This is a genomic window from Paenactinomyces guangxiensis, from assembly GCF_016055185.1.
Lineage (GTDB): Bacteria > Bacillota > Bacilli > Thermoactinomycetales > Thermoactinomycetaceae > Paenactinomyces > Paenactinomyces guangxiensis.
On record NZ_JAECVR010000006.1, the window covers coordinates 43491 to 64212 of the forward strand.

Annotated in this window: 19 protein-coding genes; 2 read left to right on the plus strand and 17 right to left on the minus strand. The window is 47.3% G+C overall.

Annotated features, from left to right (window positions below; all coding sequences use genetic code 11):
* Positions 1 to 172 precede the first annotated feature (172 nt).
* Both I8U27_RS07650 and I8U27_RS07655 read left to right on the plus strand, forming a co-directional pair.
* The gene (locus tag I8U27_RS07650; protein ID WP_181751079.1) at positions 173 to 580 is read left to right on the plus strand and encodes a GNAT family acetyltransferase; all 408 of its coding nucleotides are present in this window, start codon (positions 173 to 175) and stop codon (positions 578 to 580) included.
* Positions 581 to 702: 122 nt separating this feature from the next.
* Positions 703 to 1188 carry a GNAT family N-acetyltransferase gene (locus tag I8U27_RS07655; protein WP_220185888.1) on the plus strand — a complete coding sequence of 162 codons (486 nt, stop codon included), beginning with the start codon at positions 703 to 705 and terminating at the stop codon, positions 1186 to 1188.
* 33 nt (positions 1189 to 1221) lie between these two features.
* Here the strand turns inward: I8U27_RS07655 and I8U27_RS07660 are convergent, their stop codons facing one another.
* From I8U27_RS07660 to I8U27_RS07740, 17 genes are all read right to left on the minus strand, one after another.
* Entirely contained in the window at positions 1222 to 2511 is a 1290-nt protein-coding gene (locus I8U27_RS07660) for an ABC transporter substrate-binding protein (protein ID WP_181751080.1), read from the minus strand.
* 19 nt (positions 2512 to 2530) lie between these two features.
* On the minus strand, positions 2531 to 3349 hold the full coding sequence (locus I8U27_RS07665) for a carbohydrate ABC transporter permease (protein WP_309506104.1): 819 nt from the start codon (positions 3347 to 3349) through the stop codon (positions 2531 to 2533).
* Positions 3350 to 3369: 20 nt separating this feature from the next.
* Positions 3370 to 4299 carry a carbohydrate ABC transporter permease gene (locus I8U27_RS07670; RefSeq protein ID WP_181751081.1) on the minus strand — a complete coding sequence of 310 codons (930 nt, stop codon included), beginning with the start codon at positions 4297 to 4299 and terminating at the stop codon, positions 3370 to 3372.
* A complete protein-coding gene (locus I8U27_RS07675) occupies positions 4299 to 5429 on the minus strand; it encodes an ABC transporter ATP-binding protein (RefSeq protein ID WP_181751082.1) in 1131 nt (376 codons plus the stop codon). The genes I8U27_RS07670 and I8U27_RS07675 overlap by 1 nt, the downstream gene beginning before the upstream one ends.
* A gap of 285 nt (positions 5430 to 5714) precedes the next feature.
* Positions 5715 to 7493 carry an acyl-CoA dehydrogenase family protein gene (locus I8U27_RS07680; protein WP_374057909.1) on the minus strand — a complete coding sequence of 593 codons (1779 nt, stop codon included), beginning with the start codon at positions 7491 to 7493 and terminating at the stop codon, positions 5715 to 5717.
* 69 nt (positions 7494 to 7562) lie between these two features.
* Positions 7563 to 8744: an acetyl-CoA C-acetyltransferase gene (locus I8U27_RS07685; protein WP_181751084.1), complete on the minus strand. Its 1182-nt coding sequence runs from the start codon at positions 8742 to 8744 to the stop codon at positions 7563 to 7565.
* 21 nt (positions 8745 to 8765) lie between these two features.
* Positions 8766 to 11165, minus strand: coding sequence for a 3-hydroxyacyl-CoA dehydrogenase/enoyl-CoA hydratase family protein (locus tag I8U27_RS07690; protein ID WP_258567743.1), 2400 nt, complete (start codon positions 11163 to 11165; stop codon positions 8766 to 8768).
* Between the two features lie 296 nt (positions 11166 to 11461).
* Positions 11462 to 12295: an SPL family radical SAM protein gene (locus I8U27_RS07695; protein WP_232345308.1), complete on the minus strand. Its 834-nt coding sequence runs from the start codon at positions 12293 to 12295 to the stop codon at positions 11462 to 11464.
* Positions 12296 to 12743: 448 nt separating this feature from the next.
* Positions 12744 to 13631: a methyltransferase domain-containing protein gene (locus I8U27_RS07700; RefSeq protein WP_181751085.1), complete on the minus strand. Its 888-nt coding sequence runs from the start codon at positions 13629 to 13631 to the stop codon at positions 12744 to 12746.
* The gene (locus I8U27_RS07705) at positions 13628 to 13978 is read right to left on the minus strand and encodes an rRNA adenine N-6-methyltransferase family protein (RefSeq protein ID WP_181751086.1); all 351 of its coding nucleotides are present in this window, start codon (positions 13976 to 13978) and stop codon (positions 13628 to 13630) included. The genes I8U27_RS07700 and I8U27_RS07705 overlap by 4 nt, the downstream gene beginning before the upstream one ends.
* A 297-nt stretch (positions 13979 to 14275) precedes the next feature.
* Complete coding sequence (locus tag I8U27_RS07710) at positions 14276 to 14902, minus strand: fumarylacetoacetate hydrolase family protein (protein ID WP_181751087.1); 627 nt, start codon at positions 14900 to 14902, stop codon at positions 14276 to 14278.
* Between the two features lie 318 nt (positions 14903 to 15220).
* Positions 15221 to 15607: a hypothetical protein gene (locus tag I8U27_RS07715; protein WP_181751088.1), complete on the minus strand. Its 387-nt coding sequence runs from the start codon at positions 15605 to 15607 to the stop codon at positions 15221 to 15223.
* A 142-nt stretch (positions 15608 to 15749) separates the two neighbouring features.
* Positions 15750 to 16478 (minus strand): ABC transporter permease, encoded by a 729-nt coding sequence (locus I8U27_RS07720; RefSeq protein ID WP_309506105.1) that lies wholly within the window; start codon positions 16476 to 16478, stop codon positions 15750 to 15752.
* Between the two features lie 16 nt (positions 16479 to 16494).
* Positions 16495 to 17220, minus strand: a complete 726-nt coding sequence (locus I8U27_RS07725; protein WP_181751089.1) for an ABC transporter permease — start codon at positions 17218 to 17220, stop codon at positions 16495 to 16497.
* Complete coding sequence (locus tag I8U27_RS07730) at positions 17217 to 18131, minus strand: ABC transporter ATP-binding protein (RefSeq protein ID WP_181751090.1); 915 nt, start codon at positions 18129 to 18131, stop codon at positions 17217 to 17219. The genes I8U27_RS07725 and I8U27_RS07730 overlap by 4 nt, the downstream gene beginning before the upstream one ends.
* Positions 18132 to 18216: 85 nt before the next feature.
* The gene (locus I8U27_RS07735; protein WP_181751091.1) at positions 18217 to 19998 is read right to left on the minus strand and encodes a sensor histidine kinase; all 1782 of its coding nucleotides are present in this window, start codon (positions 19996 to 19998) and stop codon (positions 18217 to 18219) included.
* On the minus strand, positions 19995 to 20714 hold the full coding sequence (locus I8U27_RS07740; protein WP_181751092.1) for a response regulator transcription factor: 720 nt from the start codon (positions 20712 to 20714) through the stop codon (positions 19995 to 19997). Before I8U27_RS07740 ends, I8U27_RS07735 begins: the two co-directional genes overlap by 4 nt.
* Positions 20715 to 20722 lie beyond the last annotated feature (8 nt).

Genomic DNA, 20722 nt, shown 5'->3' on the forward strand with positions numbered 1-20722 from the left:
CTCAGCATCTCAAAACGTTTCGTTGGCCGTTGAGTATTTTCTTTTTGTGAGCTCTGTTATAGCTTCATCATGGTGTTAGAAATGTTTAAGCAACCACTCCTTAAATCAATTGCATTTTTATTCTTATAATAGTATATTTATTCATAATCATATACAACCGGGGGGACGGTTAATGATCTTTCGTAACTTTAAACAGAGTGACTATGATTCAGTCATTGATTTATGGAAGAGAGCCGGTATCATCTTATCGCGTTCCGATACTATTCAAGGATTGGAGAAAAAATTAGATCGGGACCCTGAACTATTTTTCGTTGCAGAGGAAGAAGGGCGAATTATAGGCGTGGTCATGGGATGTTACGATGGCAGACGCGGATGGATCAATCATTTGGCTGTTGATCCAGAATATCAAGGCCGCTGTATAGGTCAGGAAATCATACAGGAACTTGAAAAACGGTTTAGGAAACTCGGATGTGAGAAGGTAAATCTTTTGATTGAAATGCATAATAGTAGCGTTCAAGGCTTTTATGAAAAGATGGGGTTTAAAAAAGATGAATTAATATTCATGGAAAAGTGGCTTTAATTGTTTTACGGGATTCCGGGCGAAAAAAAGGAGCTGCTACAAGATGCTTGCAACAAATAGAATCTATATCCGCAGACTTGAATTGAAAGATGTAGAATAGATGTAGAATAGATGTAGAATCATTGCTTGAGTTACGGATCAGGAATAGAGATTTTTTACGGCCGTATGAACCTGTCGTACCTGATTCCCACTTTACTTTGCAGGCTCAGCGGGAAGTGATTGAGCGGGGCGTGCATCAATGGGAAAACGGAGAGGGCTATGCGTTTGGCATCTTTTTAGCGGAGACGGACCAATTGATCGGACGGGTTCATCTGAGCAATGCGGTTCGCAGAGCATGGCAAAATTGCACCATCGGATATTTTATGGATCAGGAACAGAATGGGCGGGGGTTGATGTCAGAAGCGGTTCGGCTGGCTGTTCAGTTTGCTTTTCAGGAAGCGGGCCTGCACCGGATCGAAGCGGCTGTGATGCCCGGCAATACCGGCTCGATTCGTGTGTTGGAAAAAGCGGGATTTCAGTATATCGGCCTGTCCAGGTATCATTTACGGATTCATGGGGTGTGGGAGGATCATAAACTGTATGCCATTACGAGAGGATGTGGTAAATGAAAATAACCCCCGCTCCGGGCGAGGGTGATGCGCTTATTTGTTCAAAACATTTTTTGCTTTGCCGGCAGCGTCGTTCAGCGCTTTTTGCGGGTCCTGGTTATTGACGATGGACCGCTGGATTTCTTTCATAATCGTTTCCTGCAACTCTTTGTAAGCCGGGGAGACCGGACGCGGCTGGGCGTATTGCAATTGGTCGACGGCTACTTTAAAGTTGGGATTTTCCTTGTAGTAAGCTTTCATTTCCTCACTGTCGATGGCTGATTGGCGAACCGGCATATAACCTGTTTTTTGGCTGAATTGGATGGTTTGCTCTGTCTCTGTCATCCATTTGATAAATTTCCAGGCCGCTTCTTTCTCTTCTTTCGGGGAAGTGGCCAGCATCACGAGATTGGCTCCGCCGGTGGGTGCACCGTAGGTTTTCTGTTTGGGCATAAACGCGGTTCCGACTTCAAATTTGGCCTGATCTGACAGATATCTCAGGTCACCAGTGGAAGTGAAAATCATGGCTACTTTTTGGTTGATAAAATCAGATTTCGCCACATCCCAGGCGTTATACTTTTCGCCCGGAGGCATTTTCATCGTTTTATCTTGGTAGATCAGTTCATTCCAGAACTTGACCGGCTCAACTGCATCCGGCTGGTTAAACATGGGCTGCTTGCCGTCTTCACTTAAAATGCGCCCCCCGTTTTGGAAGACCAGCCCTTCATAAAACCAGATATCAATCGGTGTCTCAAACCCCCACCTTGTCACCTGGTTCCCGTTTTTCTGGGTTAATTTTTGTGCATACTGGCGCAGTTCCTCCCATGTCTTGGGCCCTTCCGGGTTTAAGCCGGCTTTTTTCAACATGTCTTTGTTTACATAGAGGAGAGGGGTACTCCGGTTATAGGGAACGGCCACCCATTGACCCTTGTAATAGGAGTTTCCCATTAATCCTTTGACAAAGTCCTGTTCATCCGTCCCGTTTTTGCCTTCTGCATAAGGTTTTAAATTTTCCAGTACCCCGTTGTCGGCAAAAGAGGCAACGGAGGCTACCTCGATCATGGAAACATCAGGGGCGTTTTTGGCGGCAATCGAGGTGAGCAGCTTCTGGTGGTTTTCATAATAATCGCCCTGAAAAACAGCTTTTACCTTTACCTCATTTTGCGATTCATTAAACTGTTTCACTTGCTCTTGCAACACTTTCCCCAGTTCCCCGCCGAGTGAATACCAAAATTCAATTTCAGTCGGGCCGTTACCCTTGCCGGCTTCCGTGTTGCAACCGGCGAGCACACTCATAACCGTAACCATAACAGCAATAAAGACAATGTGTAATTTCCTTTTCATAAGAAACCCTCCTACCCGATTATTTCACCCCTTGATAGATAAACGCCCGAATGATATGGCGCTGCGCAAACAGGAAAATGAGCAAAACGGGAACCACAACAAACAGATTGCCAGCCATCAGGATATTCCAGGCAACCCCTCCTTCCGATTGTTTCAGCATCGCAATCCCGATTGGGAGTGTGCGGATGGCGTCTTCGTTGGTCATGACCAGCGGCCAGAAATAATCATTCCAGTGGTAGATAAAGCTGAACAGGCCAAAGGTAATCAGGATCGGTTTGGCATGGGGAACCATAATCCGCCACATGATTTGCCATTCGCTTGCTTCATCCAGCCGGGCCGCTTCAATAATCTCCTCCGGAACTTGCATAAATGACTGGCGCAACATAAAAATGCCAAACGCGCTCGCCGCATAGGGAATGATGAGTGCAGCATAGGTGTTTACCAGATTGACCTGATTTAACTCCAGAAACACGGGCAAAAACGTTATTTGGGGCGGAATCATCAAGGCCACCAGCGTTAATGAAAACAGAAAGTTTCTCCCTTTAAATTTCTGACGCGCAAAGGCGTAAGCGGCGGGAACACCTGTTAAAAACTGCAACACAAGAATGGCCACGGCGACAAAAAAGCTGTTAAACGTATACTGAAGAAAAGGCCCCGACTCCCAGGCCTGGATCAAGTTTTCCCACATGAGATTCGCGGGAATCCATACAGGCGGAAACTGCAACACCTCCTGATCACTCTTAAACGCGGTGGAGAGCATCCATAAAAAGGGGAACACAAACAAAAAACCGATGAATAGCAAAAACAGATAACGAATGATAGAAAGCAGGATTTTCACTTCTTCTCCCCTCCGTTCGCTCAGCGGTAATGCACACGCCGTGCCAGCAGCCGAAAATGAAAGATGGTCAGTAAACCGACGAATACGAGCAGAATGATGGCCGCAGCAGAAGCGTAACCGATTTTAAAGAAATCAAACCCGTACTGGTAAATATAAAAAACCAGCATATTGGTGCTGTTGGCCGGTCCTCCCTGGGTCATGATGCTGACCGTATCAAACACCTGGAACGAGGAGATGGTGGAAATGACCAGCAGGAAAAAAATAGTGGGAGATAACAGGGGAATGGTGATCCTGGTCAATACAGACCACGGGCCGGCATCATCCAATGCAGCCGCTTCGTATACTTCTTGCGGGATGCTCTGCAATCCGGCGATAAAGATTAACGTATTATATCCGACAACTTTCCATACGCCGACAACAATCAGGGACAACAGAGCGGTATCCGTAGAAGCAAGCCATTGAAGTTTAGGCAAACCGATAAGTTCAAGGGCGGCGTTCAACAAACCGTACTGGGGGTCCATCATCCACAGCCAGAGCAGGGAGATGGAAACAAGGGAGATCACGTGCGGACTGAAGATGGCTCCCTGAATAAATGCGGGCAACATACCTTTTCGGTTTAAAAGCAAAGCAAATGCAAGCGAAATCACCAGTGATAGAGCAACCGTGGCAAATGTATAGATCAACGTATTGATGAGTACTTCATGAAACTCTTTGGATGAGAACAGCTCCCGGTAATTGTCCAGGCCGACAAACTCTTTGTCAGGGCTGATTAAATTCCAGGAGGTAAAGCTGAGATAAAAAAGATAGCCGATGGGAAACAAGAAAAAGATTAAAAATGTGAGGATGGCAGGAGCTACGTATAAATAGCTTTGCCATTTGCTTAAAAGGCTTTCTTTCTCCGTCTCTATATAGACAGTGGTACCGGTTTCAGATTTTCTCGCCGCCTCCATCAAGAGATCGCTCCCTTCACGGAAATGCTTTCAGAGTACAATCTTTCTCCTGACTGTGTCTCAAAGAACATACATTTGCTGAAGGGAACATGGCAGGTGATGCTCTGACCGGATGCCAGAATCACCTGTCCAACCAGTTTGCCAACAACCTGTTGTTCTCCGACGTTTAGATAGACGACGGTCTCAGATCCCAAAATCTCCACATGGGCAACTGTCCCTTCCAGCAATAAGGAAACTTCATCCGGTTTCACGTCTCCCAATTGAAGAGCTTCCGGGCGAAACCCCAGATCCAGCTGCTGATTGAAAGACCAACTCCAGTCATCAGGCTTTTTCGACAGTCGCAGCCCGTTCTCCTGATTGCGAAAGGCAACCGAATTTGCAGCTGTTTTCGCCCACTCCCCTGTCAATATATTCATCGACGGAGTGCCGATAAACTGAGCTACAAAACGGTTCACCGGCTGGTTGTACAATTGCAGGGGGGAAGCGATTTGCTGCACTACTCCTTCATTCATGACCACGATCTGATCCCCCATCGTCATCGCTTCCGTCTGATCATGGGTGACATAGATAAATGTAGCCTTTAATTGCTTATGCAGACGGATCAATTCGGCACGCATCTGGGTACGCAATTTGGCATCGAGATTGGACAGCGGTTCATCCATCAAAAACACAGCCGGTTTGCGAACGATGGCACGCGCCAGGGCCACCCTCTGCCGTTGCCCCCCGGATAAAGAGCCCGGTTTCCGATCCAGTAAGTGCTCCAGGCCGACAATCCCGGCCACTTCCGCCACTTTGGCCTGAATTTCTTTTTTCTTCCATTTTTTCATCTTTAAATAAAAAGAGATATTATCATACACGGTCATATTGGGGTACAGAGCATAATTTTGAAACACCATTGCAATATTCCGCTTTCCCGGCGCCAGATGATCCACCCGCTTGCCGTCGATCCGGATCTCGCCGCCAGTCGGCTTTTCCAGACCCGCCAGCATCCGCAAAGTAGTAGATTTCCCGCAACCGGACGGGCCGACAATCACAGTAAATGAACCGTCCGGAATTGTCAGCGAAACATCGGAGACCGCTTTTTCTTTATCAAATACTTTCTCTACATTTTTTAGTTCAACAGTTGCCACTTTATCGACCCCCTTAGATTCAAGACTAATACTCAACCGTTAAAAGAGCATGAACCCTTATTTAAAAATAAATGAATCAACTATTTATTCCACATAAATAATTGATCAAAACTTTTGATTAATTATAATCATATAAATTATTATTATATAAACAGTCCGCAAGATCCTTTTTTATATAGCGATCAAATAGCGGAACTGAGAAAAGTCTGTTTAGAACACCATTTCTGAAGCTATAAAATGGAAAAAAGCCCCGCATGCAACGGGACTTTTCCTCCGGTTCCGGTGTTATACCGTATACTTCTCAGCATCCAAAATGCGGGCTGCGATGTTTCGTTTCAGCTCTACTTCGTTGAGCGGTTGTGTGCGGGTCAGCTTTTTAAGAACAGATAACTGTGTGCGGAGAACATCTCCTTCTTCCAGTGCTGCCAGGGTATGGCGTGCAAAGCTGTCCACTCTTTGGAAAGATTCGTAGATAAACGCCCGGGTGAGATCAATTTTGCCCTGTTCCTTGTCTTCACCGTTTTTGGCAATCGCTTTTTTGGTGCGCAACAGAGTGCTTTCCATGGCAAATGTTTCGATGGCGATATCAGACAGGTCACGCAGGATTTCCTGCTCTTTGTTGAGCTTTTCTTCATATTTTTGTACAGCGAGCCCTGCCACCATCAGGAAGATTTTCTTTGCATTTTCGACCAGGTTCTCCGCTTCTTCAAGAACGGGTGCATCTTCTTCGGGAAGATAAGGCATCATGGTAAGCAGTTCTTCTTGCAGGTCCTGCGCGGCCTGCATGAGCGGCAGCTCCCCTTTCAGCGCTTTTCGCATCAGGGTTGCCGGGATCAGCAGCCGGTTGATCTCATTGGTTCCTTCAAAGATCCGGTTGATCCGGGAGTCACGGTACATATTCTCAATTTCATATTCATTCATGAAGCCGTAGCCGCCATGGATTTGTACCCCTTCATCCACCACGTAGTCCAGCACTTCAGAGCCAAACACTTTGGCGATGGAGCATTCAATGGCCAGTTCGCCAATCGCTTTCGCCGCTACGGAACCTTCGGCATCTTCCACTCCTTCCAATCCTGCTTCAAACATGCCGCCGATGCGGTAGGACATGCTTTCCGCAGCATATGTTTTCATCGCCATATTGGCTAATTTCTCACGGATAAGGCCAAACTTGGCAATCGGGATGTTAAACTGCTTGCGCTCTTTCGCGTATTTCGCGGAAATTTCAATGGCTCGTTTTGCCGATCCCACTGTTCCCACCGCCAGTTTATAACGGCCGATATTCAAGATGTTAAAAGCAATTAAATGTCCTTTCCCCACTTCTCCCAGCAGGTTTTCAACGGGCACTTTGGCATCTTGCAGGATCAGGGTACGGGTGGACGAGCCTTTGATCCCCATTTTCTTTTCTTCCGGCCCGGTGGAAACGCCGGGGAAATTGCGTTCTACGATAAAGGCGGAAAATTTGTCGCCATCCACTTTGGCGTATACAACAAATAAATCGGCAAACGCGGAGTTGGTAATCCATTGCTTTTCCCCGTTCAGAATATAGTGCTTGCCGTCATCGCTCAAAACAGCCGTTGTTTTTGCGCCAAGGGCGTCAGAGCCGGAGCCGGGCTCGGTCAGGGCATAAGCGGCAAATTTTCTGCCAGCCGCCAGATCAGGCAAATATTTTTTCTTTTGTTCCTCATTGCCGAAGAATACGATCGGAAGGGTGCCGATCCCGACATGGGCCCCGTAAGAAAGGGCAAAGGAACGGGCAAGGGCCATTTTTTCCGTGATCATGCTGGAACTGATTTTATCCAGGCCAAGGCCCTCATATTTTTCCGGGACATCAGCGCCGAGCAGTCCCAGCTCGCCTGCCTCTTGCAACAGCTTAACCGTATGCTCAAATTTATGTTGCTCAATTTCGTCCAAAACCGGCCACACTTTTTCTTTGATAAAGTCCTCTGTCGTTCTGGCGATCATTTTATGTTCTTCACTGAGATCTTCAGGGGTAAATACGTTTGCGGCATCTGTCGGTTCGATTAAAAAAGCGCCGCCTTTCACTTTTTTCATTTCAGTCGCCACTTTCATTCCTCCTCACCATTTTTTATCCCGGATCGCCGGGCCGGACTCCCCTTAAACAGGGGAGAGTATTTAAGAAACGCGCTCAATGATACCGGCTGCTCCCATACCACCGCCGATACACATGGTGATCAATCCGTACCGTTTTTCGCGGCGGGCCAGTTCGTGCAGCATTGTAACTGTTAATTTGGCACCAGAGCATCCCAGCGGATGTCCCAGGGCAATCGCTCCGCCGTTTACATTTACGATGTCCGGGTTAAGCCCGAGTTCACGAATCACCGCAACAGATTGAGAGGCAAAGGCTTCGTTCAATTCCACCAGATCAATCTCATCCAGGCGGATGCCGGTGCGTTTTAACAGTTTGGGTACGGCAGCTACGGGACCGATGCCCATCACATCAGGGTCAACACCGCCCAGGGTAAAGCCGCGGAAAATCGCGAGAGGTTTTACCCCCAGTTCTTCCGCTTTCTCGCGGGACATCAACATCACGGCAGCTGCTCCGTCACTGGTTTGCGAAGAGTTTCCGGCAGTAACCGTACCATTGACATGGAAAGCCGGACGCAACTTGCTGAGAACTTCCATGTTGGTTCCGGGACGCACTCCTTCGTCAGTATCAAAAATCACTTCTTTGACCTGCAACTTGCCTTTTTCGTCAAAATAGCGGTTTTTCACGGTAATGGGGACAATTTCATCTTTAAACTTGCCGGATTGAATTGCCTCATATGCTTTGCGATGGCTTTCCACAGCAAAGCGGTCCTGATCTTCCCGGGTGACATTGTAACGCTTCGCTACTTCTTCCGCCGTATGCCCCATCGACATGTACGTTTCCGGCAGATGGTCCATCAAATAAGGGTTGGGAGCCGGTTTGTAACCTCCCATCGGTACCATGCTCATGCTCTCCACACCACCGGCAATCATCACATCGGCAAATCCGCACATGATCTTTTCCGCTGCAATGCCGATCGTTTGCAATCCGGAGGAACAAAACCGGTTGACGGTCATTCCGGGAACATCGGTGGGCAGCCCTGCTCTTAAAGCGATGATCCGTGCCATGTTCATTCCCTGTTCTCCCTCAGGGAATGCACAACCGATGATCACATCTTCCACTTCTTTGGGATCAACCTGTTGCACACGTTTCATCAAATCTGCAACCACGGCGGCTCCCAGATCATCGGGGCGGGTATTTTTCAAGGTGCCTTTGTTTGCTTTTCCGACCGCCGTACGGGCACCTGCAACGATGACAGCTTCACGCATCCCTTTTCCTCCTTTGTCTTCTCAGTTACGAAGCGGCTTTCCTTTTGCCAGCATGTATTGCATCCTCGCCTGTGTTTTCGGTTCACCGGCCAGACTGAGGAAAGCTTCCCGTTCAAGATCCAACAGGTACTGTTCGCTCACCGGCGTTCCCTCCGGCACTTCTCCGCCACTAAGGACATAGGCCAGTTTGCATGCGATCTTGTAATCGTGCTCAGAAATATAGCCTGACTTCAACATGCCGTATGCTCCCAATTTAAGCACGTTATAACCGGTTTCACCCACAACCGGAATTTGCCGGGGCTGAGGTGCCTGGTATCCGGCTTTGGCCAGGCCGAGGGCCACTTGTTTGGCATCGTAGATAAGATGATCCTGATTAGCTGTGATTCCGTCGCAGGAACGCAAGAATTTATACTTTCGCGCCTCCTGAGCGCTGGTGGAAACTTTGGCCTGCCCAATCGTCATAAACACATGGTTGACAAGGGGTTGCAGTGCGACCCGGTCAGCGGGGTCAATCCCTTCCGTCCAGCGGAGCAGCATTTCTTTATTTCCGCCGCCGCCGGGGATGAGGCCGACTCCTACTTCTACCAGACCCATATACAATTCAGCTGAAGCCTGGATGCGGTCCGCCGGCAAACAAACTTCCACGCCGCCGCCTAAAGCCATGCCAAACGGGGCAGCAACAACCGGACGGTTCAAATAGCGGAGTGAACCCATCGCTTTTTGGAACTGCCGCACCATTAAATCCAGTTCCGGCCAGTTGTGATCCTGGGCTTCCATCAACATCAGCATCAGATTCGCTCCGACGCAGAAATTGGGAGCCTGGTTTCCGATCACCAGCCCGCGGTAATTGGCATCCACTTCTTTGACTGCGGTGTTGATCATGCTGATAATATCTGCACCGATGGCCTGTTTGGGGGAGTGGAACTCCAGACAGGCGATATCATCGCCGATATCGATCAAACTGGCACCTTTGTTTCCTTTGATCAGCTTGCCTTGCTCTTTCAGGCGGCCGAGGGAGATTTCTTTTTCGTGCTCAGCCACTTCTCCGTATTTCCCGCCGACGAAAAATGAATAGCGTTTCCCTTGTTCAGTTTTGTAGAACGTTTTTTGACCCGAGGCGAGCAAGTCTTCAACCAGTTTTGGAATGGTCTCCCCTTCTTCACGCATGCGGGCAACAGATTTTTCAACTCCGATGGCATCCCACATTTCAAAGGGGCCAAGCTCCCAGTTAAAGCCCCATTTCATGGCCTGATCCACACTGACGATATCATCTGCAATCTCTTCCAAACGGTTGGCAGAGTAGATGAGAACTTTCTTGGTAATTTGCCAGGCCAGCTTTCCGGCCGCATCATCGGCATAAACCAGTGCCTGCAATTGCTCCGGCAGCGTTTTTGCACGCTTTGCCTGGTCAAGCGAACGGGCTTTCAGCTTTTTGCGCGGGCGATATTCCAACGTTTTGGGGTCCAGAGCAAGAATCTCTTTTCCTTTTTCTGTTTTCACTTTTTTATAGAATCCCTGGCCTGATTTTTCACCCAGCCATTTGTTATCAACCAGTTTCTTCATCAGCGGTGATACGACAAAAGCCTCTTTTTCCGCCGGATCGCTTACATTTTCACGCACATTGTCCGCCACATGGACAAATGTATCCAATCCGACCAGATCCAGTGTCCGGAAGGTGGCACTCTTAGGCCGTCCCATGGCACGTCCCGTCACCGCGTCTACTTCATCGGGACCGAGACCCAGTTCTTCCATCACCGGCAATGTGATCTGTAACCCGTAAGTTCCGATACGGTTGGCGATAAAGTTAGGTGTATCTTTACAGAAGACCACCCCTTTGCCCAGCACTTCTTCGGCAAACGCTTTCATTTCAGTCAAAATCGCCGGATCTGTGGAGCGATTCGGGATCATCTCCAACAGTTTCATATAGCGGGGCGGGTTGAAGAAATGGGTTCCCAGGAAATGCTTTTTAAACTCTTCGGAACGCCCCTCAACCATTTTGTTAATCGAAATTCCGGAGGTATTGGAACTAACGATGGTTCCCGGCTTCCACACCTTTTCCAGACGCGCAAACAAATCCTGTTTAATTTTCAGATTTTCAACGACTACCTCGATAATCCAGTCAACCCCGCCCAATTTGTCAAAGTCGTCTTCCATATTGCCCACTTGAATCAGGCCGGCTGCCTCTCTGGTAAACAGCGGAGCCGGTTTCTCTTTTAACAGGCGGTCTTTGCCTGCTTGAGCCAAACGGTTCCGCACCACTTTGTCGTTCAGGGTCAACCCTTTTGCTTTTTCTTGTTCAGTTAAATCGCGAGGTACAATATCCAAAAGGTATGTGGGAACTCCCACATTGGCCAGATGCCCGGCAATGGCAGCCCCCATCACACCGGAACCCAGTACCGCCGCTTTCTTTACTCGTGCCAAGAGCTTTCCTCCTCCCTGGACTCAAACTGTTGGCAGTCAGGTTTTTTCTGAATGAATGATCATTCATTCAATGGTTAGAAAAAAACCCCTCCAACAGGATAGGCGCAACTGCATACTTTCTTTTACAAAAATGCAACCATCACAATTACAAACGTACAGAAATTTTTGTTGCTTTAAAATTAACTTCAATAATATTATTTCTCTGTTTTCTCCATCCGTCAAGAGGGAAGTCACACTTTTTTGCACATTTTGTCGATGGGGGGGATCAGTGAAAATGACCGGAAAAACTGTACTTTTCACTGATGGGGGTCAGGAAGGAAGCCGTTGCGGCTGATGCAGATTTGAGATGGATCAAATACTTTGTTCAGTTCGCCAATGGTTTTATTGATCGTTTGTTCGTTATACCATTGTTGTAAATTCAAACTCTTATAGATTTCTCTAATCCCCAGCCTTTCTGTTCTTTTTCCCCCACTCCCATCCCCTTTAAAGTAATCATCGACACAAACACGGTCCACAATCTCCGACAGTTTTTTCGGAAATTCCCCGGAAAAAGGCAAAACCGGAGAGATCGCCGCTTGTACGGGCAAACCGGCTTCCCTTAACTTGTTGAGTGCATGTAATCTTGCACGTACCGGCGGCGCTTGCGGGGTAAATGTTTTTCTGATCTCTTCGAGGTCTGTCTCTACCGTGATACTGATCCGGATTCGGTCTTTCAGCTTCGTGAAAAGGTCAATATCCCTCGTGACAAGGGGGCTTCTTGTCTGGACAAACAGGAAGTCCGGCTTTTCTGCGGTCATCACTTCAACTAACGCCCTGGTCACTTTTTCCTTGTACTCAACCGGCTGGTAAGGGTCGGTACTGGAAGACATAAAGATAGTGACAGGGCCTTTCTTTTTTGCTTGTTTCAGTTCCTTGCCAAATATTTCATGCGCCTGCTCTTTGATGTCAACCCATGTCCCCCATTGCTGTTTGCGGAACAGAGCGATGGGCATTCTTCTCACATAACAATAAGAACAGGCAAAAGCGCAACCCATGTAGGGATTCAGAGTGTGAGAGTATCCCTCCAAGAAACCTGTGGCACGGGTTAAAAAAGTTTTAGGGGTTTTCCGGCTGAATTGGACGGGTGACAAGTTTTTCACTTCCTTAAAAAATAACGAACTAAACTATGGATTTTCAATGAGATTCAAATCCATTAGGGTTACAGCTTAAACAGCTTTTGGGTGACATTTCATGAATTTTAATTCCACCATGGATACAGCTTAAACCTTCGCAAAGATCACTTATATTAAGACTTTCCATTATATTTTTTAGACAACAATTGTCTGTAAACTTCCGATCATGTAAAAACCCCGGGAGATTCACAAACTTTATTCGACTAAACAATATGATTGAGACGAAAGACAAGTAAACGGAATCTTTCATAAGTCTTGAATCAAGCAGGAGGGGTATCTCACTTCCCCTTCTGCTTTGCATTATTTCTTCATGGAACATCTACACTTAGCGATTGTACGATGTTCTAGCTGCTCGCTTCCCCTCACTCACCTCTCCTTAAAGTTTATCAGATGCATGATAATGTGTTCAATGAAGTCTCTTCTTACCGACAAGAACAATAACATCTATTGTTGCAGAAGAAATGTTTGATTGAAGGACTTTTTGCATGGTTTCTTCCGTTTTCCCCCAGGATAGCGGTGTCATATGAATAAGGTGATTCAGTTCTGACAGGTCCAGCCTTTTTTCATACTGAAGTTGCTGTGTATATATCAGGTTGTAATGCTTGCTAAAATGTGTGACCACATGTTCATTTGAATAGGTTTGCCGACCCGTTTGCCCATAGAATATTTTTCTCAATTCCTTCAGGTAGTTTCTCCCCGGAACAACTTTGATCAATACCCCTTCATCATCAAGCATTCGGGCAAATTCCGAATAATTCGCCGGGGAAAAGATACTCAGGATGACATCAAATTGCCGATCCCTGAACGGACTGCGGGCCAAATCCGAAACGCACCAAATCAAGCCGGGATATTCTCTCGAGGCAATACGGACGGCATCTTTGGAAATATCCGTTCCAACTCCCAATATCTCAGACCCCGCTGAACTCAGGTTCTTTGCCAGATCGGCCAGATGGGACCCTTCTCCGCACCCGACGTCCAATATATGGATTCTTTTTGGTTTTGCGTTCATTATTTCATTCCTTACAATATGAGCGATCTCCCGGGTCATTCCGGCAAAGAAACCGCTTCTGCAAATGACATGTCTGGACTCAAAAAGCTTTTTATCATATTTGGCTGGTTTCACCGGGTTTGGAAGCAAATGAATATATCCGTATTTGGATAAGTCAAAGCAGTGGCGGTTTAAACAAATCAGACTGTATGACTGGTTCATATTCATTGTGGCACCACATAGCAGACACATGAAAATATTACTGTGTTTTCGAATGACACACTTGGCCAGTTCGATTTTTTTCATGTGGTCCACCCCATTTTAGACGCCTTAGGCCAACGATACGGTTCAACATATCGCAGCATGGTGTCATACGTAGCAGCCCACTGCATTTCATTCAAAGAGCAGATCGGATCATTTTCGATCGCGAGGACCTGCCAACCTTCCCGTGCAAGCGGAATCGTTAATGCACCGGTCCCCGCCCCGATATCCAGAACAAGGGGTTGGGGACTGGCTTTTGCGAGCTGAATCATGCGACCCGCCAGCCGCTTGTTGCAAATGAGATGCTGGCCGGGAAAATTAGAGGGAACCTTTAGTTTTCCAGTCGTTCTATGACATAAATGTTTTGTTTTGCGGGATTTCCTTTTGGGCATAAAAAAGCACCTCTTTCATTCTTATTCGGAAATGAAAAAGGCACAGCACAAATAAACCCAACCCATCCTTTGCAAAAAATAATGGTTGAGCCCATATGTTCTGTACCTTCCATTAACGAATGCGAATGAAATAGATGCCGATGACCATGAACAGGATATCCTCCGTTTATGACGATATTCAGGCTTGATCAGCCGGTTCCCAGTATACCATTTACCCGTAAATGAAGCAAATCCCCCCCCGTTATCGACAAATAAAACAAAAGGGTACAGGAACTGATTCCCGCACCCTTTTTGTTTTCACCTCATTTTGACCAGACAATCGCCAAGAACCTCGTCTCCCCATCTGAGCTGCAATTGGTCTCCGTCTGCCACCGCACCAACACCTGCCGGCGTTCCGGTGAAGATAATATCCCCTTTGCCGAGTCCAAAATGAGAAGAGCAGAATGAAATAATCGTTTCTAAATCGAACAGCATGTCACTGATCTTGCCCCGTTGCACCTGTTCACCGTTTTTGACCAGGGAAAAATCAATGGTTTTACAAACGTCAATACCGGGGAATTCTCGAAATGCCGTAATGACGGCTGAGTTTGGAAACCCTTTGGCCAGGAGCCAGGGGTGCCCCTTCTTTTTCAATTGACTCTGTACGTCGCGCAAAGTGAAATCAATGCCAAGGGCCATACGGTCTACCAGTTCTTCTACTTTCATTCCGGGCTGATAGGGCTTTGAAATATGAACCACCCATTCTGCTTCATAATGCACTTCACCACGGTCTGCAGGCAACAAAATTTCCTGTCCCTTTGCTTCCACAAGAGCGTGCGTTGGTTTAGAAAATATCATGGGGGACTGAGGCACGTCATTTCCCAGTTCCTCCGCATGCATCCGATAATTTCTGCCCACACAGTAAATATTGTGAATTGATTCCATTGGCTCTCCTCTTTTCCCCTTTGGTATATTCAATTTTTGGTGTATTCCCGAAATCTTTATCTACAAATGTAACAAAAATGACGCCTTTGTCCAATATCATCATTGACATAGCAAAAACGCCTCCTAACATGTTTCGCAACCATTGATCACAAAAACACGCCAGAAGACGTTTCGGGTCTCACCGGTCGGGTCAGGTTTTCGACGGGACCATGCTTTTATTCCATTACAGGTCTGAAGAAACCTGTGACATGGTCACGACTGCGCTGCCAAACCATCATATCATTCAACCTTAACCACTAAATACCTTTTTTACCATGACTAGAGGGATGAACGATGCAGGCGGGAGGTTCTGGGGCGAAGCGCCGGGGTTTGCGGGATAAAATGTTTTACTTTCCAGGCGGCGTAAATCACCCACCAGAGATAGTTCAATACAAAAAAGACAGCCAGTTCCACCCACAACGCTTTTAACCGCAACAGGTCAATAGCGACCAGATAAGCAGGGATAATGGAAAGTTGTGCCATGCGGCCGATTGTATCAGCCATTTCCCAGTAGTAAATTTCCTCGACTCGCGCCAGCTTTTCGTGAAAATAGAGCCTTAAAACGGGGCGAACGCTGGAGTAATACAAAAAGCCAGGAATGCCTAGTAATCTCCCGTTTAAAACCATGAGGAAGTAAGTGAGGAAGATTAAAATGATGTAGGTCATGCGATCACCTCTAGCTGATCATTACACAGGGGTTCGCTGATGATCAAAACATGATGTACTAATTATTTCTTTTTTTCTTTCTCTTTTCCTTTAAAGTTTTATTTAAAAAACGTTTGGCTTTTTTAGAGCCAAACGCTTTTTTCTATTGCCAGTCCCGCTGAGTAAACGAGATCCAGCCTCCCCAGAAAAAGAAGAGAAAACTTCCCAGGATCACGATATAAAAGGTTTCCGGCGAAACGGAAAACCAGCTTTGATCCATGGACAACATGGCCAGATAAGGCTGTGCCCAGGGATACCAGGGGCCGAATGTTTCGGAGTTGGCAACCAGGATGGAAGGGATGGACAGCACCACATTTAAGGCGAGCGGAGCGGCAAAATTTTTCCACAAGAAGGAGACACACAGCTGTAAAGCAGCGAGCGGCAACAGTGCCACCCAGCCGGAAAAAATACTTAACCCCAGCGGTTCCCAGGGGATTTCACCTTTATATCCCTGAATGATACCGGCAAGTATAAATCCGCCGAACAGAATCAGCTGCATCAAGCCGGCCAGGCCGATCACAATGAGATACTTGGAAACAAACACTTGCGGGCGGGAAACAGGGAGTGCCAGCAGTTGTTTCCATCCTCCGCCTACATGTTCATACCGACAAAGGATTGCCGCAAAGACACCGACCACAATCGGCAAAAACAGAGAAGCATACTGGTTGATTGAGAACAGGTAAGCAGCGATCCATTCAGACTTAATCTCCATAAAAAGCTTTGGTCTCCCCCAGCCTGACAAGAGAGCAAGCGCCGGGCCGATCCAGATAATCCCGAAAATCAAACCCCATCTTGCTTTCATGCATTCTGCGGCAAAAACTCGGGCAAACACATGATCCGCCTCCTTTCTATTGTACCTCTTTGCGTGAAAAATGAATGGCACCGGCGATCAAAAAGAGCAAGCCGACAGCCGCCCCCATCCACACCCACTGCTCCGGTTCCTGATAAACCTCGGATAACGGGCTGGCATTGTACGGATAGGACCAAATGAGCCAGTGCAGATGCTGATGAGCCTGGCTGCTGCTAAACGGGGCAAACACAGTTCCGGCTATTCCGATCGCTACAGGCAGAGCCTGATTTTTTATGATCATCGATAACCACAATTGCAAAGCTAAGAAGGGAAAAAGCGCCAGATAAGGATAGAGGATCAATTGGGTTAGCTGCTTCCAGGGAACCGGGTCAGGCAAGCCGATGATCATGCCAAACAATCCGACTCCGGCAATTGTAAGCGTGACTGCCACAGCGAGGCAGATGACCAGCCAGATAAATTTGCCGGCAAAAAATTGAAAGCGGGAGACCGGCAAGGCAAATGTTTGTTTCCAGGCACGGGCATCATGTTCATGTGCTGAAGACATCGCGGCTAAAATCGCCGATCCCAACATCAGTGTGAAGAAGAGAAGAGCCTGGACCCAGAACATAAGGCCATTCCATCCCTGAGGAAGCAGGTAATCCATGCGGACTCCATAATTCAGCACCTGGACCAGGACAGTGCAGACAGGCCCCAGCAAAGTCAGCCAGATTACCCAGGTCCGCCTGATTTTAATCCAGTCGGCTGTCAGAATTCGGAGCATCATAAACTCCGCTCCTTTCCGGTCAGCCCAATAAAGATATCTTCCAGCGATTTTTTATTCTCAGCCACACGGTAGACGGAAAATTTGCTGAGCACAAGTGACTCTACAATAGCGGCTGTCTGCTCCCGGTCCGTTGTTTCCAAACATAATGATTTTTGCTCCAGATAGCAGTTCCAGCCCTGCTTTTGCAACAGGCGGCAGGCATCAGCCGGTCGGTTTACTTCCAGTTCCAATCTGACCTGGCTGTGGTTTCGCAAAGATTCGATGGTATCCTGAAAGATCAGCCTTCCGTCGGAGATAATCCCCACATAGGTAGCCATCTGGTCAATCTCACTTAACAGATGGCTGGAGACCAGAACAGTTACACCGGTTTGTTTGGGCAATTCTATAATCATTTCCCGTATTTCCTGGATTCCTGCAGGGTCCAGTCCGTTGGTAGGCTCATCCAGGATCAGCAGTTCCGGTTGTGCAATTAAAGCGGCAGCAATACCCAGCCGTTGTTTCATTCCCAGCGAGTATCCTTTCACTTTGCGATGGGCATCCTTTTGCAGCCGCACTATTTTTAACACTTCGGAAATGCGTGGTGAGGGTAATCCCAACAGCCTGGCAATCACATTTAAATTTTCGTAACCGGTTAAGTGGCCATAATATGAAGGAGATTCCACCAGTGAGCCGACCCGCTTCAAGATCGACATCCGATGCCGGTTCAATTCCTTGCCAAACAGACGGATCGAACCTTCTGTCGGCTTAATCAGCCCCAGCAACATACGAATCGTCGTTGTTTTTCCGGCTCCATTCGGGCCCAGAAAGCCGTAAATCTCCCCCTGGGGCACTTTCAGATCCATTTGCTGAACGGAAATCTTTTTGCCAAAGCGACGTGATAATTGATTGGTTTCTACCACATATGTGTGCATCTTTTTCACCTCATTTTGCATTTTAGCGCGGCAAAATGAAGTGAACTGAAACAAAAGCTGAACAGAAGCTTAATTATGAACCGTTTTACCTTTCAGATTCGCCCCCGCTTAAGCAGATCAAAATTTTGGTTCCCTTTCCGACCGAACTTTCTATTTTAATAGTGCCTCCGTGTGCTTTAATCAATTGCTCGGCGATGGCCATGCCAAGCCCCGTTCCTGCTCCTTTATGTGACGTACTGGTTCCCCGGTAATATCTGTCAAAAAGCCGTGATACGGTTTCCGCGTCCATTCCCTGCCCGTTATCTTCGATGGATATGACGACAGATTCCCCATCCCCGCTCTTTCCGATCTGAACCGCAATCTCAGTGCCCGGAGGGTTATGAATAGAAGCATTGGTCAGCAGATTATTAAAAGCCCGCTGGAACCACTGTTGATCGACCGGAAAATAAATGCTGTTTTCCTCCGAGTGAAAAGTGATATGCTGATCTTCCGCACTGGAGTTATTCGCCAGGTCGATCACGGAGCGGCGGACAATTTCAACCAGGTCTTCCTTTTTTCGCTGTAAAGGAAGGGCTTCATTTTTTAAGCGGAACGTCAGATTGAGATCTTCGATCAGGTGCTCCATGTAGAGAGCTTTATCCTGGATCACCTTTGCATACTGACGCACTTCATCCTGTTTCCAGTCATATCCTTCTTCTGACAGCAAATCGGCATAGCCTTTGACCGAAGATAACGGAGTTTTTAAATCGTGAGAAACCCCGGCAATCCACTCTTCCCTGGTCCTTTCCAAACGGCGCCTGTTTTCTTCATTTTCCTTCAGGGTATCTGTCAACTGTTGCAAAGAGGCAATCACCTCTTTGAAGGTACGATAGGGACGGCGCAGTTTTCCGCTGGATGGATGGATACTTTTCGGCAACCCCTTTTTATTGACAGGTTCCCGGTAGACTCCCCGCGCCAAATGTTGCAGCCAGTTCATCATATGCAAAACGGGACGGCTTATACGGTTTCCAAATAAAAAAGCCACAAACAGGAAGATCCCGATACTCCCGATAAACGATGAATAATAGAACAGCTGAAACCATTCTTTCGCTTTATTTATCTGATAATGGCTCGCCTCGGAGTAGGGGTAAATATCACTTTGCTTCTTCGCCCCTCCCAACACCCATGTGTAGGTTTTGCCGTTTATGGTGTCATTGAGATAGTACATATTTGATCCGTATTGGTCGTGATACACAAAGAAACCCGGAGGATATACCCGCGGTTGTTTGTCGGGGCGGTGATGCGCAAAAATCTCCTTGCCCTGATCATCCAAAATTTGCACCCAGGATTTCATTTTTTCAATTTTCTTCAGCACCTGGGGAGCTACTGCCGCCCGTCCGTGGTGAATGGATGTATGCTTCTTCATCTCCAGCAGAGTAAGTTCATTTATATTCGGCAAAGCATAAATCCACGTATAGATGCGGTTATTTTTCTTCTGGTACCAGGTATGGATGTCGTAACCTGACTGCTTCCGGTCATTTTGGTAATCCGCGAGGACACCCGGAGAATATCGCACCGGAAAATGGGAAGGCCGCCGATATTGGTAAATTTCCCTGCCCTGGTCGTCAAGAACTTGCATCCACCCCCGCCTCTTTTTGATTTCCTGCAAGAGATCAGGCGGGGGGGTTACTTTTTCACCATGAATGTCTGTTTTATCAGATAAATCTGCGATTAAATTTCTTGGACTCTCAAGCCGGTCTTCTTTTGGCGATTTAAGGGGAAAGTTAAATAAAACGAGAATCCCTCCGACATATAAAAGAAAGCTCAATATAGTGGCAGAGAATAACCGCCATAAAAACTGCCACATAATCCGTCCGCTCAGCTTCATCGCACCAAACCTCTTTGCGGAACAACCAGTTTATAACCAAGCCCGCGTACGGTGACCAGCCATTCGGGGTGGCTGGGGTCCCGTTCAATCTTCTCCCGCAATCTTCGCATATGGACCATAACTGTATTCTCGTCACCCAAACTCTCTTCTCCCCACACCTGTTCATAGAGTTGCTTCTTGCTGAAGATCCGGTTGGGATGGGAACAAAGAAAGAGGAGAAGTTTAAATTCCATTGCCGGACAGGAAACTTCCTTCCCTTCGACAAACAGCTGTCCTGATTCTTCATGGATACAAAAACGGCCAAAATCATGGATCTTAGGTCTTGCTTGAGAACTGGCCTGGACAAGCTGCAATCGGCGCAATTGAGCCTTGATCCGTGCCGCCAGTTCCAACGGATTAAACGGCTTGGTAATATAATCATCCCCGCCCATACTAAAGCCGGTCAATTTATCCAAGTCGGTAGTTCGTGCAGTGAGAAACAGAATCGGAGCATTTGTCATCTGTCTCATCTCCCTGCACACGTCAAATCCTTCCCCATCAGGCAACATCACATCCAGTACAATTAAATGGGGCTGGTGTTGCCGGCATTGATGTATCGCTTCAGCTGCACTCATCGCAGTAAAAATCTGCGTAAATCCTTCTTTCTTTAAAACAATGCGAATGAGGTTTAATATTTCCGTTTCATCATCGACGAGCAAAATGCGAATCTCCCTCATTCAGACCT